Below are 15,034 nucleotides of genomic sequence, written 5' to 3' on the forward strand. Positions count from 1 at the left end.
ACAAAAAAGCCGCCCTGGGGCGGCTTTTTCAACTCGACGCAATCGCTCAGGCGAACGGGTGACGCAGCACGATGGTCTCGTTGCGGTCCGGGCCGGTGGAGATGATGTCGATCGGCGCACCGACCAGTTCTTCCACGCGCTTGATGTAGGCACGAGCGGCCGCCGGCAGGTCTTCCAGGGTCTTGGCGCCCAGGGTGGATTCGCTCCAGCCCGGCATTTCCTCGTACACCGGCTGCAGGCCGAGGTAGCTGTCGGCGTCGGTCGGCGCATCGACCAGCACCTGGCCGTTGGCATCCTTGTAACCGGTGCAGATGCGAATGGTTTCCAGGCCGTCGAGTACGTCCAGCTTGGTCAGGCACAGGCCGGAGATGCTGTTGATCTCGATGGCGCGACGCAGGATCACGGCATCGAACCAGCCGCAACGACGGGCACGACCGGTGGTGGCACCGAACTCATGACCACGCTTGGCGAGGAAGGCACCGACATCGTCGAACAGCTCGGTGGGGAACGGGCCGGAACCGACGCGGGTGGTGTAGGCCTTGGTGATACCGAGGATGTAATCCAGGTACAGCGGACCGAAGCCGGAGCCGGTGGCAATGCCGCCAGCCGTGGTATTGGAGCTGGTGACGTAGGGGTAGGTACCGTGGTCGATGTCCAGCAGCGAGCCCTGGGCGCCTTCGAACATGATGTCCTTGCCGCCCTTGCGCAGGTCGTGCAGTACGGCAGTGACGTCAGCCATCATCGGCTTGAGCAGCTCGGCGTATTCCATGCACTCGTCCAGAGTCTTCTGGAAATCGATGGCCGGCTCCTTGTAGAAGTTGACCAGCTGGAAATTGTGATAGTCCAGCAGCTCGCCGAGCTTGGCGGCGAAACGCTCGCGGTGGAACAGATCGCCGACGCGCAGGCCGCGACGCGCCACCTTGTCTTCGTAGGCCGGGCCGATACCGCGACCGGTGGTGCCGATCTTGGCATCGCCACGGGCCTTCTCGCGCGCCTGGTCCAGCGCCACGTGGTAGGACAGGATTAGCGGGCAGGCCGGGCTGATGCGCAGGCGCTGACGCACCGGCACGCCCTTCTCTTCCAACTTGGTGATCTCGCGCAGCAGCGCATCGGGCGCAACGACCACTCCATTGCCGATCAGGCATTCGACGCCCTCGCGCAGGATGCCGGACGGAATCAGGTGCAGTACGGTCTTTTCACCGTCGATCACCAGGGTATGGCCGGCGTTGTGGCCACCCTGATAACGCACCACGGCAGCGGCCTGCTCGGTGAGCAGGTCGACGATCTTGCCCTTGCCCTCATCACCCCACTGGGTGCCCAGGACGACGACATTCTTACCCATAAACTTGTCCTCTTCGCGCAAGCTTCGATGCCGGCCACGGCCGGCGAAAGTGAATTCAGGACGCCAGGGGCGCCACCTGCCAACGTCCATCGCGCAGCGTCAGCAGACGGTCACAGCCTGCCTCGCGCGCATCCGCCTCGCTCTGCCCGGGCAGCGCCTGCACCACGCGCTCGCCCTCACCACGCAGACGACGAACGGCCTGCCACAGATAGAGATCATGGTTATCCGGCGCCCAGACGCCGCCGACGGTTTCCTCCAGACGCATGTCACCCAGGGTCACCAGGGTCTTCAGGTCGGTGGAGAAACCGGTCGCCGGGCGTGCCCGGCCGAATACCGCGCCAGTGTCATCGTAACGGCCGCCCTGGGCGATGGCACCGCCCTCGCCCGGCACGAACGCGGCGAACACCACGCCGGTGTGATAGTTGTAGCCGCGCAGCTCACCCAGGTCGAAATACAGCGGCAGCTCGGGATAACGCAGCTCCAGCGCATCGGCGATGGCCACCAGCTCGTCGAGCGCGGCATGCACCGAATCCGGCGCTTCGACCAGTGCGGCCTGGGCCAGGTCCAGCACCTCGCGCCCACCGCACAGTTCGGCCAGCGAACGCAGCATGTTGCCCAGGCCTGCCGGCAGTGCGGCGGTGAGGGTCTCGATTTCGTCCATGGCCTTGCGCTGCAGCGCATCGAACAGCTGCTGCTCGGCCTCGCCGGACAAGCCGGCGGCGCGCGCCAGGCCACGATAGATGCCGACATGACCGAGGTCCATGTGCACATCCGGCACGGCGGCGAGCTCGAGGGTCTCGACCAGCAGGCTGATCACCTCGATATCGCTGGCCGGGCTGGCGTCGCCATAGAGCTCGGCGCCCAGCTGGATCGGGCTGCGCGAGGTGGTCAGTGCACGCGGCTGCGCATGCAGCACGCTGCCGGCGTAGCACAGACGGCTCGGACCCTCGCGGCGCATGGTATGGGCGTCGATACGCGCCACCTGCGGGGTGATGTCGGCACGAAAGCCCATCTGCCGACCGGACAGCGGATCGGTGACCTTGAAGGTGCGCAGGTCGAGATCCTGGCCGGCGCCGGTCAGCAGGGATTCCAGGTACTCGATATGCGGGGTAACGACGAACTCGTAACCCCAACGTTGGAACAGATCCAGCACCTGGCGGCGTGCCGCCTCGATGCGTGCCGCTTCCGGCGGCAGTACTTCTTCGATGCCATCTGGCAGCAGCCAGCGGTCTACCGTTGCCATTTCGCCATTCCCCTCTCGATCCGGGCGGCACAAGCCTTCAGTGAAGCAGATATAGAAGGGCAGTCCCCAGCAGCATGCTGGCCAGCCCCATAAGACGCAGTCGGCGGTCGGGCAGACGCGCGGCCTGCAGTACCGCCCCGCGCCAATGACGCGGATAGAGGAAGGGCAGGATGCCTTCCAGCACCAGTACCAGACACAGTGCGATGCCGAGTTCCTGCCACATGATTCCCACAGACGCAAAAAAGCCGGGATTTTCCCGGCTGCCGCATGATAACACGGTCAGGGCGACAAGCCACAGGCTTCAGGCCGCAGGCAAACAGATGTTCGCCCGAGGCCTGTAGCGTGCAGCCTGAAGCTGCCCTGTTAAGGCTTTGACTTCTCCAGATAGCGGAAGAAATCGCTGCTCGGGTCCAGCACCAGCACATCGCGCTTGTCGGCGAAGCTCTCGCGGTATGCCTGCAGGCTGCGGTAGAAGGAGTAGAACTCCTGATCCTGACCAAAGGCACGGGCGTAGATGGCGGCAGCCTGGGCATCACCGTCACCGCGCAGCTCCTCGGCCTGACGGTAGGCTTCAGCCAGCAGTACACGGCGCTGACGATCGGCGTCGGCACGAATACCTTCAGCCAGCTCACGCCCCTTGGCGCGGTGCTCGCGAGCTTCACGCTCACGCTCGGTGCTCATCCGCTCGAACACGCTGCGGTTCACTTCACGCGGCAGATCGATGGCCTTGACCCGCACGTCGACCACTTCGATACCCAGCTCGCGCTCGGCGGCGCGATTGAGGGTCGCGGTCACGTCGGCCATCAGCGCATCACGTTCGCCGGACACCGACTCGTGCAAGGTGCGCTTACCGAACTGGTCGCGCAGCGAGGCTTCCAGACGACGAGCCAGACGCTCGTCGGCTACCTGCTTCATACCGGAGGTGGACTGATAGAAGCGCTCGGCATCCTTCACCCGCCACTTGGCGTAGGCGTCGACCATCAACGCCTTCTTCTCCAGGGTCAGGAAGCGCGAGGAGGTCGAGTCCAGCGTCAGCAGACGGCCGTCGAAGATGCGCACCTGGTTGACGTAAGGAATCTTCACATGCAGACCAGGCTGCACGTCCGGATTGACCACACGACCGAACTGCAGCAGTACCGCACGTTCGGTTTGCGCCACGATGTAGAAGCTATTCCATGCCACCAGGGCCAGAACCACGGCCACGATCAGGCCGATCAGGGACTTGTTGCTCATCAACGGCCCTCCCGAGTACGCAGGTTACGCTGCGACATATCGCTGCTCAGCGGCACCGCCGGATCACGCGTCGTCGAATTGCTGCTGTTGGCAGAACTGGAGGACGACGAACCGCCACGGCTGTCGATCATCTTGTCCAGCGGCAGATAGAGCAGGTTGTTCTGCCCCTTGTCGCCAGTGACCAGAACCTTGCTGGTGTTGCTCATCATTTCCTGCATGGTGTCCAGATACAGACGTTCGCGAGTGACTTCCGGCGCCTTGCGGTACTCGGCTACCAGCTTGGTGAAGCGGTCGGCCTCACCCTGGGCGCGAGCGATGACCTCGTCACGGTAACCGTTGGCCTCTTCCAGCAGACGCTGGGCCTGACCGCGGGCTTCCGGAATCACGCCATTGGCGTAGGACTCGGCCTGGTTCTTCTCGCGCTGCTCGTCTTCACGCGCGCGGATCACGTCATCGAAGGCTTCCTGAACTTCGCGCGGCGCCGCAGCGCTCTGGATGTTCACCTGAGTGATGGTGATACCGGTGCGATAGTTGTCGAGGAAACGCTGCAGGCGCTCACGTACTTCGCTGGCCATCAGCTCACGACCTTCGGTCAGCACCTGGTCCATCTCGGTGGAACCCACGACGTGACGCACGGCGCTGTCGGTGGCGTGCTGCAGGCTGACTTCCGGCTGATCGACGTTGAGCACGAAGTCCTGCAGGTTGCTGATGCGGTACTGCACCGTCAGTGGCACTTCGATGATGTTCTCGTCTTCGGTCAGCATGGCGCCCTGCTTGCTGTAGGCACGCTCACGGGTGACGTTTTCCTGGAACTTGCGATCGATCGGCGGGAAGTAGATGTTCAGGCCCGGACCAACGGTCTCGTGGTATTTGCCGAAGCGCAGCACCACGGCCTGCTCCTGCTCATCGACCACGTAGATCGCACTGTACAGCCAGACCACCGCCAACAGGCCGAGACCTACGAACAGCAGACCGAAGCCACCGCCGCCACCGCTGCGTCCGGAATCGTCGTCACCACGTTTCTTGCCGCCGCCGAAGAGCCCGTTGAGGCTCTCTTGCAACTTGCGGAACGCTTCGTCGAGATCCGGCGGGCCCTGCCGGCCACCGCCTTTGCGGCCGCCCCAAGGGTCTTGATTGTTCGAGTTGCCACCCGGCTCATTCCAAGCCATAGCGTTCTCCGTACTGATAAAGCGAAGGCGCGCCCACGGCGCGCCGGCCAATGCTACCCAAAGCCCGAGGGTGACAGCAAAGCCGCCACCGCAGGCTTTATTGCAAAGTATGTTGCTCGATGAAGGCCTGAGGTTCCAAACCCTCGCGACTCACCAGACGATTGAGTTCGACTCGCGGCAAACGCACCGACAGCAAGCTGTGCCCCTGCTCATCATGCCCTTCGCTCTGCACTGCGCCCAGGGCGAAGAACTGCGCACGCAACCGCCCCAGACGTTGCGGCAACTGCAGCGTGGCGACGAACAAATCCTCGCCCAATAGCTCTGCCACCGCCTGCCGCAACAGCTCCAGACCACGCCCTTCGCGCGCCGACAACCAAACGCGAACCGGCTTGCCGTCTCCATCGCGCTGAATCTGCGGCTCGACACCTTCCAACAAATCCAGCTTGTTGTACACCTCGAGCATCGGCAGCTCGTTCGCGCCGATCTCCTTGAGCACTTCCTGAACCTGCTCGATCTGCGCCATGCGCTCGGGCTCATGGGCATCGATCACGTGCAGCAGCAGGTCGGAGTTGCTCGACTCTTCCAGCGTAGCGCGGAAGGCCTCGACCAGCTTGTGCGGCAGATGGCGAATGAAGCCCACGGTATCGGCCAGCACGATCGGACCGAGGTCATCGAGCTCCAGACGGCGCAGGGTCGGGTCGAGGGTGGCGAACAGCTGGTCGGCCGCGTAGACCTCGGAGGTGGTCAGGGCATTGAACAGGGTGGACTTGCCGGCGTTGGTGTAACCCACCAGGGAGACCGACGGGATATCCGCACGCTTGCGCCCGCGCCGCGCCTGCTCACGCTGGCTGCGCACCTTCTCGAGCTTCTGCTTGATCTGGCGGATGCGTACGCGCAGCAGGCGGCGGTCGGTTTCCAGCTGGGTTTCACCCGGACCGCGCAGACCGATACCCCCCTTCTGCCGCTCGAGGTGAGTCCAGCCGCGCACCAGGCGCGTGCTCATGTGATCGAGCTGAGCCAGCTCGACCTGCAGCTTGCCTTCGTGAGTGCGCGCGCGCTGGGCGAAGATATCGAGGATCAGCCCGGTGCGATCGAGCACACGGCACTCGAAGGCGCGCTCGAGGTTGCGCTCCTGGCTGGGGGTCAGGGTGTGATTGAAGATGACCAGATCGGCCTCGGCGGCCTTGACCTGGTCGCGCAGTTCCTCGACCTTGCCGCTGCCGATCAGGAACTTGGCAGTCAGGCGACTGCTGGGGACGCTGAAGAAAGCGACCATGTCGGCACCCGCCGACATGGCCAGCTCCTGGAACTCCTGGGGGTCTTCGCTCGCCTCGGAGTCTTGGCCTTCCAGATGAACCAGGATGGCCCGCTCACCGCCCTCATGACGCTCGAAGAACAATGCAGCCCCCTATCAGGCGTTACCCGGCTCGGCATCGGCCTGCTCGGAGTCGCCAGCGCTTGGCAGGCGTACCGGACGGCTAGGCACGACGGTGGAAATGGCGTGTTTGTAGACCATCTGGCTGACGGTGTTCTTCAGCAGGATGACGAACTGGTCGAAGGACTCGATCTGGCCCTGCAGCTTGATGCCATTGACCAGATAGATGGAAACAGGGACGCGTTCCTTACGCAGGGTATTCAGGTAAGGGTCTTGTAGCGAATGCCCTTTTGACATGTGCCGCACTCCTTTCGAGGATCAATTTTCAATAATTTTAGTAAGTAAACAATGGCTTCAGGCCGCCCCACCCCCAAGGATAGACGGCCAGCGGCAAGGTCTCATTTCAATATGGAGACGCTTTGCAGGTATTTCAAGGCGCGAGACAGATTGTCGCAGGCCAGGCTGTCCAGCCAGTGCAAACCGTCCCAGCCACGTAGCCAGGTGAACTGCCGCTTGGCCAGTTGCCGAGTGGCGATGATGCCGCGCTCGACCATCTCGTCCCGCGACAATTCGCCGTCGAGGTACCCCCACACCTGGCGATAACCCACCGCCCGTATAGACGGCAATCCTGCGTGCAAGTCACTTCGGCTACGCAGGGCTTCGACCTCCCGCACGAACCCCTGTTCCAACATCGCCCGAAATCGTTGGGCGATGCGCTCATGCAGAATCTGACGCTGCGCCGGTGCGATAGCAAGCTGAGCGACAGTATAGGGTAATTGTCCGGCGCCCGATGTGCCGGCATCGGGATTTCCTGCTGCCTGGCGCCGTCGATGCTCGGTCATGCTCAGGCCACTGACACGATAGACCTCCAGGGCCCGGGTCAGGCGCTGCGGGTCGTTGGGATGGATGCGCGCCGCGGACTGCGGATCGACCGCAGCCAGCTCGCGATGCAGCGCCTCCCAACCTTCGGCCAGCGCACGCGCCTCCAGTTCGGCGCGTATCGCCGGATCGGCGCTGGGCATATCGGCCAACCCTTCCAGCAGCGCCTTGTAATAAAGCATGGTGCCGCCCACCAGCAGTGGAATACGGCCACGCGCCGCGCTCTCGGCCATGGCCGCCAGCGCATCGGCGCGAAATTCCGCTGCCGAGTAGCTTTCGGCCGGGTCGCGGATGTCGATCAGGGCGTGGGGAAACTCATCGAGAATGGCGCGCTCGGGCTTGGCCGTGCCGATGTCCATGCCGCGATAGATCAGGGCCGAGTCGACGCTGATCAGGTCACACGGCAAAACGCGCGCCAGCTCCAGGGCCAGATCGGTCTTGCCGGCCGCGGTCGGCCCCATCAGGAAGATTGCAGGAGGAAGCGAAGACATCGACATGGCTCGAACACGGAAACGGGGAGCCCCTGACTCGGGGCCTCAATCAATTACTGGCCGCGCATGAACAGCTTGTCGAGCTGATCCATGCTCAGTTGCGTCCAGGTCGGACGGCCATGGTTGCACTGACCGCTGCGCTCGGTCTGCTCCATGTCACGCAGCAGGGCGTTCATCTCGGGAATGGTCAGGCGCCGGTTGGCGCGCACTGCACCGTGACAGGCCATGGTCGCCAGCAATTCGTTGAGGTGCGCCTGAATACGATCACTGGTGCCGTACTCCAGCAGATCGGCCAGCACGTCGCGCACCAGCTGGGTGGCCTCGGCCTGTTTCAGCAACGCCGGAATCTGGCGGATCGCCACGGTTTCCTCGCCCAGGCGCTGCAGCTCGAAGCCCAGGCGCTGGAACCATTCGCCATGCTCTTCGGCGCAATCCGCCTCGCGCTGGCTCAGGGCGATGGACTCCGGCACCAGCAATGGCTGACCGCGCAAGCCCTCGCTGGCCATGGCCTGCTTGAGACGCTCGTAGGTGATGCGCTCATGGGCTGCGTGCATGTCCACGACCACCATACCCTGAGCATTCTCGGCGAGGATGTACACGCCCTTGAGCTGCGCCACGGCGTAACCGAGCGGGGGAATGTCGCCCTGCTCCTGCGGCATGGACTGCATCTGGGCCGTGGGCAGCGGCGCGAAGTACTCGCGATAGGCGGCCTGCGCTTCGGCGGCCGGCACGCCGGGATTGGCGACCGGCTGCTGATAGCCGGCACCGGCGCCGCGCCAGGCGGGTTGCGGACTGGCCACGGAGGTTTCGAGCACGCTGGCAGCCAGGCCCATTTCAGCCTGCGGGCCGAACTCGCCTGCGGCCAGACCGCTCGGACGCATCATCGGCGACACGGCAGCCGGCGCCGCAACCTGGTCTTCCGGACGCACATCGGCCAGAGCACGATGCAGCGTGCCGTAGAGGAAGTCATGAACCATGCGACTGTCGCGGAAGCGCACTTCGTGCTTGGTCGGATGGACATTGACGTCCACCGTCGCCGGATCGATCTCCAGAAACAGCACGAAGGTCGGGTGGCGGCCGTTGAACAGCACGTCGCGATAGGCCTGACGCACCGCATGGGCAACCAGCTTGTCGCGCACCATGCGGCCGTTGACATAGAAGTACTGCAGGTCCGCCTGACTGCGCGAGAACGTGGGCAAGCCGACCCAGCCCCACAGCCGCAGGCCGCCGCGCTCGATCTCGATTGGCAGCGCCTGCTCCAGGAACGCCGGGCCGCAAACCGAGGCGACACGACGCGCGCGGCTGATCTCGTCACCCGCCTCGTGCAGGCTGAGCACCGTCTTGCCGTTGTGGCGCAAGTGGAAGCCGACATCGAAACGTGCCAGCGCCAGACGCTTGATCACTTCCTGCAGGTGATCGAACTCGGTCTTCTCGGCGCGCAGAAACTTGCGCCGCGCCGGGGTATTGAAGAACAGGTCACGCACTTCCACCGAGGTGCCCACCGGATGTGCGGCAGGTTGCACGCGCGGCTCCATGTCGCGCCCTTCGGTTTCCACCTGCCAGGCCTGGTCGGCATCGGCGGTGCGCGAGGTCAGCGTCAGGCGCGATACCGAGCTGATCGATGCCAGCGCCTCGCCGCGAAAGCCCATGCTGAGCACGGCTTCGAGGTCTTCCAGTTCGCGAATCTTGCTGGTGGCATGGCGCGCCAGAGCCAGCGGCAGGTCATCGGCGGCGATGCCGGAACCATCGTCGCGCACCTTGAGCAGCTTGATGCCGCCCTGTTCGACCTCGACATCGATGCGCCGGGCGCCCGAATCCAGGCTATTTTCCAGCAGCTCCTTGGCCACCGAGGCCGGGCGCTCGACCACCTCGCCCGCGGCGATCTGGTTGGCCAGGCGCGGGCTGAGCAGATGAATACGGGACATGACACTCACTACTGGGCCGCCAGGGACGTGGCCGGTATCTGCAATGTCTGGCCGACCTTGATCACGTCGCCATTGAGCTTGTTGGCGCTGCGCAGGGCAGCCAGGCTGATCTGGTAACGCTGGGCGATCAGCGCCAGGCTTTCGCCACTCGCCACCACGTGCTCGCGTGGGCCGGCGGCGATCTTGCCCTCGTCACGCAGCCAGGCGACATAAGTGCCGGGCGGTGGATTCTCGTGGAAGAACTGCTTGACCCCGGTGGTGATCGAGCGCGCCAGCGCCTGCTGATGGCTGGCAGTGTGCAGCTTCTTCGCCTCGTTGGGATTGGAGATGAAGCCGGTTTCCACCAGGATCGATGGGATATCCGGGGATTTGAGCACCATGAAGCCCGCCTGTTCGACGCGGCGCTTGTGCAGCGGGGTGATGTTGCCCATGTTCGACAGCACCTTCTGCCCCACGTTAAGACTGGAAGACAGCGATGCGGTCATCGACAGATCCAGCAGCACACCGGCAAGCATCTTGTCCTTGTCGTCGAGGCTGACGTTACCGGCACCGCCAATCAGGTCCGACTGGTTCTCGGCGTCGGCCAGCCAGCGAGCGGTCTCGGAAGTCGCACCGCGTTCCGACAGGGCATAGACCGAGGCGCCGAACGCCGAAGAGCGTGGCGCAGCATCGGCATGGATCGAGACGAACAGATCGGCGCCCTTCTTGCGCGCGATCTCGGTGCGTTTGCGCAGCGGAATGAAATAGTCGCCGGTACGCACCAGCTCGCCACGAAAGCCCTTCTCGGCGTTGATCTGCCGCTGCAGTTCTCTGGCGATGGCCAGGGTCACGTTCTTTTCGTACTGCCCCTTGACCGGCGATAGCGCGCCCGGGTCCTCACCCCCGTGACCGGCATCGATGGCAACCACGATGTCACGCTTGCCATTGGGTACGGGCGTCAACTTGGGCGGCGGCTGGGTGGGGGTGACGGGCACGGGCGGCGCGCTGGCGGCAACGCTGGGCGTCTGGGCAGCGGGCGGCGCACTGCCCTGATCGAACAGATCGACCACCAGGCGATGGCCATACTGCTGGTTCGGCGCCAGGGTGAAGCTCTTCGGCGAAACCGGCGCCGACAGGTCGATGACCACGCGCAGCTCTTCTGCGCTGCGCTGCGCCGAGCGCACGCCGGTAATCGGGGTGTTGGCGAGGGAAAGCTGATCGAGACTGGTGGCCAACTTGGCCCCCGTAACGTCGATGACGATGCGATCGGGCGCTGCCAGGGTGAACACACTGTGCTGCACCGGGCCGGACAGATCGAAGACCAGGCGGGTGTTGTCCGGCGCGCGCCACAGGCGCACGCCGCGCACATCGGAGGCAGCCAGCACCTCGGCAGCCAGGGCCGCCAACAATACCCCCACAGCGGTAACCAGCGCGCCTGTGCGCATAACCAACCCCATCACGTCTTATTCATTGCTTGCCGCTCAGGGCCTTGCACCAGGCCTCCCCTCGAGCCCCATGCCCCTGCAGCAACAGCGAACGGCCGCTCGCTTGGGGGCTAATGGTAATGTCCAGGTCGGGCTTTGGCAAAACGCCTGCGCCGCGTTGCGGCCATTCGATCAGGCACAGGGCATTGCCTTCGAAGTAGTCGCGGATGCCGAGAAACTCCAGCTCCTCCGGATCGACCAGGCGGTAGAGGTCGAAATGGAATGCGCGCACCTCGCCGATTTCATAGGGTTCGACCAGGGTAAAGGTCGGACTCTTGACCGCCCCGGCGTGGCCCAGGCCACGCAGAATGCCGCGTGACAGGGTGGTTTTGCCGGCACCCAGGTCGCCGTGCAGATAGATGGTGCCCACACCACCGCTGACTTCGGCGATCGAAGCACCCAACGCCAGCATGGCAGCCTCATCGGCCGCCTCGAGCTTCACTTCACACAAGGACACAATTCCTCCAGTAACTGACGAATGGTGCAGGGCAGATCACCGGCAGCCAGCCCACGCCCCTGCGCGGCCAGCACTTCACCAGCCCTCGCATGCAACCAGACCGCCAGGCAGGCGGCTTCAAAGGGTGCCATGCCCTGCGCCAGCAGCGCGCCGATCAAGCCGGCCAGCACATCTCCCAGCCCCGCACCCGCCATGGCCGGATGACCGCGATCGCACAACGCCAGGCGGCCGTCCGGCGCGGCGACCAGGCTGCCGGCGCCCTTGAGCACGACCACCAGACCGAAACGCTGCGCCAGAGCGCGCGCCGCCGCGGGCCGGTCCGCCTGCAGCGCTGCGGTATCAATACCCAGCAAGCGCGCCGCTTCGCCAGGATGCGGCGTCAACACACCCTGGCGTGGCGCTGCGACCTGACCGGCAGCAAGGAGATTCAGCGCGTCGGCATCCCACACCTGCGGCTGCTTGATGCCCGACACGCCAGACAGCAGGCTGCGCCCCCAGGCGGCCTGCCCCAGCCCCGGCCCAACCACACAGACATCGGCGCGCTCAACCAGGGCCAGCAACTGATTGGCCGAGGCCACCCCCGCACTCATGATTTCCGGCCGCCGCACCAGAGCCGCCGTAACGTGCTCGGCGCGTGTCGCCAGCGAAACCAGGCCGGCACCGGCACGCAGCGCGCTGTCGGCGCTGAGCAGCGCAGCGCCGCCCATGCCCAGATCGCCGCCGATCACCAGCAGATGGCCGAACTGCCCCTTGTGCGCCACCGGCGAACGCGCGGCCAGACGCGGCAGATTGGCGGGATCGAGCCGTTGCGCGACGCCGGGAGCAGCCGCCAGCAGCTGCGCATCGCCCTGCAGGTCATCGAACTGCAGCTCGCCGCGCAGCTCGGGGCCGACGCCGGTGAACAGGCCGAGCTTGAGCGCGATGAAGGTCACGGTCAGATCGGCGCGCACCGCAACACCCAGCTGCGCGCCGTTGTCGGCATGCAAACCGGAGGGAATATCCACAGACAGCACCGGCAGACCGCTCTGGTTGAGCAGGCGAATCGCCTGGGCATAAGGCTCGCGCACCGCACCGCTGAGGCCCGTGCCGAGCAATGCATCGACCACGACGCCTGCCATTGGCGCGCATTCGCTCCAGGGCAGAACGTCCACGCCTGTCGCCCTGGCCTCGGCGCAGGCCAGAGCGGCATCACCAACCAACGCAGCGGGATCGCCAACGGCCAGCACCCTTACACGCCAGCCGGCGCGCTGCGCCAGGGCAGCGACCAGATAGCCGTCACCGGCATTGTTGCCACGCCCGGCCAGCACGGTGATTTCACCGGCCTCCGGCCAGCGCCGACGCAAGGCGCGCCAGGCGGCATGGGCGGCGCGCTGCATCAGTTCGAAACCCGGCGTGCCGGCTGCGATCATTTGCGCATCGAGTGCGCGCACCTGCTCGGCGCTGTGCAGGCTCGAGGGTAAAGACACGGAAAGTGAATGCATGGCTCGCTCGCGACGGATGTCTGGCAGAATTATACCCACCTCCACCGCCTGCGCCCGCCTCATGTCCGACCACCCTCTCGATCTCGACGCCCTGGCCCTGTCCATCAAGGACTGGGGGCGCGAGCTGGGTTTCCAGCAGGTCGGCATCACCGATGTCGAGCTGGGCGAGCACGAGGCGCACCTCAAGCGCTGGCTGGCAGCGGGCTATCAGGGCGAAATGGACTATATGGCCGCCCACGGCGACAAGCGCTCGCGTCCGCAGGAGCTGGTACCCGGCACGCTGCGTGTGGTGTCGTTGCGCATGGACTATCTACCTGGCGATACGCAGATGGCCCAACGCCTGAGCGAGCCGGAACAGGCCTACGTGTCGCGCTATGCGCTGGGCCGCGATTACCACAAGCTGATCCGTAAACGCCTGCAACAGCTGGCCGAGCGCATCCAGCAGCAGATCGGCCCGTTCGGTTATCGTGCCTTCGTCGACAGCGCGCCGGTGCTGGAAAAGGCCATCGCCGAAAAGGCCGGGCTGGGCTGGATCGGCAAGAACACCCTGGTGCTCAATCGCAAGGCCGGCAGCTATTTCTTTCTCGGCGAGCTGTTCGTCGACTTGCCGCTGCCGGTCGATGCGCCACATGGCAGCGAACACTGCGGGCGCTGCAGCGCCTGCATGGACATCTGCCCCACCGCCGCCTTCGCCGGCCCTTACCAGCTGGATGCGCGGCGCTGCATTTCCTACCTGACCATCGAACTGAAGGGCTCGATCCCGGTGGAACTGCGCGCGCCCATCGGCAACCGGGTTTTCGGCTGCGACGACTGCCAGATCGTCTGCCCCTGGAATCGCTTCGCCCGCGCCACCGAGCAGGGTGACTTCCAGCCACGCCACGGCCTGGACAACAGCTCCCTGGCCGAGCTATTCATGTGGACGGAAGAGGAGTTTCTCAGCCGCACCGAGGGCTCGCCGCTGCGCCGCGCCGGCTACGAGCGCTGGCTGCGTAACCTGGCAGTCGGCCTGGGCAATGCGCCCTCGACCATTCCGGTGCTGCAGGCTCTGAACGCGCGCCGCGAGCACCCGTCGGAGCTGGTGCGCGAGCATGTGGCGTGGGCACTGGAGCGACACGGCGCTCTGTAGCCCGGATGTAATCCGGGAATAGCGCCGCCCCTTTCCCGGATTGCATCCGGGCTACGGCACCGAAGCGCCACCAGCAGTGCGGAAGCACATAGGGTGCGCCGCGCGCACCGGGAGCCGCCACTGGCCGGCCACACGGTGCGCACGGCGCAGGCTACAGGCTACAGGCTACAGGCTACAGGCTACAGGCTACAGGCTACAGGCTACAGGCTACAGGCTACAGGCTATCAGCGTGAAGATGAGCACAGAGCTTTCAAGGGCTCCCGGGCGCTCTTGCTCTCAGCCTGCGGCCGCTTTTAGACCTTGAGGAAATGCTGACGATAGTGCTTGAGCTCGGCAATCGACTCGCGAATATCATCCAGCGCCTGGTGCGTGGCGGTCTTCTGGAAGCTGTCCTTGACCTGCGGTGCCCACATGCCGGCGAGGATCTTCAGCGTCGAGACATCCAGGTAGCGGTAGTGGAAATACGCCTCCAGCGCCGGCATGTATTTGTACAGGAAGCGGCGATCCTGACCGATGCTGTTGCCGCAGATCGGCGACTTGCCCTTCGGCACCCACTGCTCAAGGAAAGCGATGGTCTGCGCCTCCGCCGCCGCCGTGTCGATCCTGCTCTCGCGCACGCGCTGGGTCAGGCCGCTCTGGCCATGGGTGCGGGTGTTCCACTCGTCCATGCCGGCCAGGGTCTCGTCGCTCTGGTGAATGGCGATCACCGGACCTTCGGCGAGCACGTTCAGCTCGCTGTCAGTGACGATGGTGGCCATCTCGATGATCACGTCGCGTTCCGGCTCAAGGCCGGTCATTTCCAGATCGATCCAGATCAGGTTGTTGGGGTTTTGCATGCTCAGGACTCCTT

14 protein-coding genes are annotated in these 15,034 nt (G+C 64.9%); 1 reads left to right on the forward strand and 13 read right to left on the reverse strand.

Annotated elements, in window-relative coordinates:
• Nucleotides 1–46 precede the first annotated feature (46 nt).
• From BLS61_RS04580 to BLS61_RS04635, 12 genes are all read right to left on the reverse strand, one after another.
• Entirely contained in the window at nt 47–1,342 is a 1,296-nt protein-coding gene (locus BLS61_RS04580; protein WP_090427950.1) for an adenylosuccinate synthase, read from the reverse strand.
• 55 nt (nt 1,343–1,397) lie between these two features.
• The gene (locus tag BLS61_RS04585; protein ID WP_090427953.1) at nt 1,398–2,585 is read right to left on the reverse strand and encodes an ATP phosphoribosyltransferase regulatory subunit; all 1,188 of its coding nucleotides are present in this window, start codon (nt 2,583–2,585) and stop codon (nt 1,398–1,400) included.
• A 37-nt stretch (nt 2,586–2,622) separates the two neighbouring features.
• Nucleotides 2,623–2,808, reverse strand: a complete 186-nt coding sequence (locus tag BLS61_RS04590) for a DUF2065 domain-containing protein (RefSeq protein ID WP_013713860.1) — start codon at nt 2,806–2,808, stop codon at nt 2,623–2,625.
• 140 nt (nt 2,809–2,948) lie between these two features.
• The gene (gene hflC, locus BLS61_RS04595) at nt 2,949–3,818 is read right to left on the reverse strand and encodes a protease modulator HflC (RefSeq protein ID WP_090427956.1); all 870 of its coding nucleotides are present in this window, start codon (nt 3,816–3,818) and stop codon (nt 2,949–2,951) included.
• On the reverse strand, nt 3,818–4,987 hold the full coding sequence (hflK, locus tag BLS61_RS04600) for an FtsH protease activity modulator HflK (protein WP_090427958.1): 1,170 nt from the start codon (nt 4,985–4,987) through the stop codon (nt 3,818–3,820). Before hflK ends, hflC begins: the two co-directional genes overlap by 1 nt.
• Nucleotides 4,988–5,084: 97 nt before the next feature.
• A complete protein-coding gene (gene hflX / locus BLS61_RS04605; protein WP_090427961.1) occupies nt 5,085–6,386 on the reverse strand; it encodes a ribosome rescue GTPase HflX in 1,302 nt (433 codons plus the stop codon).
• Between the two features lie 12 nt (nt 6,387–6,398).
• Nucleotides 6,399–6,659: an RNA chaperone Hfq gene (gene hfq / locus BLS61_RS04610; protein WP_003246510.1), complete on the reverse strand. Its 261-nt coding sequence runs from the start codon at nt 6,657–6,659 to the stop codon at nt 6,399–6,401.
• A 101-nt stretch (nt 6,660–6,760) separates the two neighbouring features.
• Nucleotides 6,761–7,732 (reverse strand): tRNA (adenosine(37)-N6)-dimethylallyltransferase MiaA, encoded by a 972-nt coding sequence (miaA, locus tag BLS61_RS04615; RefSeq protein ID WP_090427964.1) that lies wholly within the window; start codon nt 7,730–7,732, stop codon nt 6,761–6,763.
• Between the two features lie 53 nt (nt 7,733–7,785).
• A complete protein-coding gene (mutL, locus tag BLS61_RS04620) occupies nt 7,786–9,657 on the reverse strand; it encodes a DNA mismatch repair endonuclease MutL (protein ID WP_090427967.1) in 1,872 nt (623 codons plus the stop codon).
• A gap of 8 nt (nt 9,658–9,665) precedes the next feature.
• Entirely contained in the window at nt 9,666–11,093 is a 1,428-nt protein-coding gene (locus tag BLS61_RS04625; RefSeq protein ID WP_208598770.1) for an N-acetylmuramoyl-L-alanine amidase, read from the reverse strand.
• A 10-nt stretch (nt 11,094–11,103) separates the two neighbouring features.
• Entirely contained in the window at nt 11,104–11,571 is a 468-nt protein-coding gene (gene tsaE / locus BLS61_RS04630; protein WP_029766513.1) for a tRNA (adenosine(37)-N6)-threonylcarbamoyltransferase complex ATPase subunit type 1 TsaE, read from the reverse strand.
• Complete coding sequence (locus BLS61_RS04635; RefSeq protein WP_090427973.1) at nt 11,559–13,058, reverse strand: NAD(P)H-hydrate dehydratase; 1,500 nt, start codon at nt 13,056–13,058, stop codon at nt 11,559–11,561. Before BLS61_RS04635 ends, tsaE begins: the two co-directional genes overlap by 13 nt.
• Before the next feature lie 61 nt (nt 13,059–13,119).
• Here BLS61_RS04635 and queG point away from each other — a divergent pair, with 61 nt between their 5' ends.
• A complete protein-coding gene (queG, locus tag BLS61_RS04640; protein ID WP_090427977.1) occupies nt 13,120–14,184 on the forward strand; it encodes a tRNA epoxyqueuosine(34) reductase QueG in 1,065 nt (354 codons plus the stop codon).
• 293 nt (nt 14,185–14,477) lie between these two features.
• On the opposite strand, the gene orn is transcribed toward queG, so the two are convergent.
• A complete protein-coding gene (gene orn, locus BLS61_RS04650; protein WP_090427983.1) occupies nt 14,478–15,020 on the reverse strand; it encodes an oligoribonuclease in 543 nt (180 codons plus the stop codon).
• Between the last annotated feature and the right edge of the window lie 14 nt (nt 15,021–15,034).

The organism is Ectopseudomonas guguanensis (genome assembly GCF_900104265.1).
GTDB lineage: Bacteria > Pseudomonadota > Gammaproteobacteria > Pseudomonadales > Pseudomonadaceae > Aquipseudomonas > Aquipseudomonas guguanensis.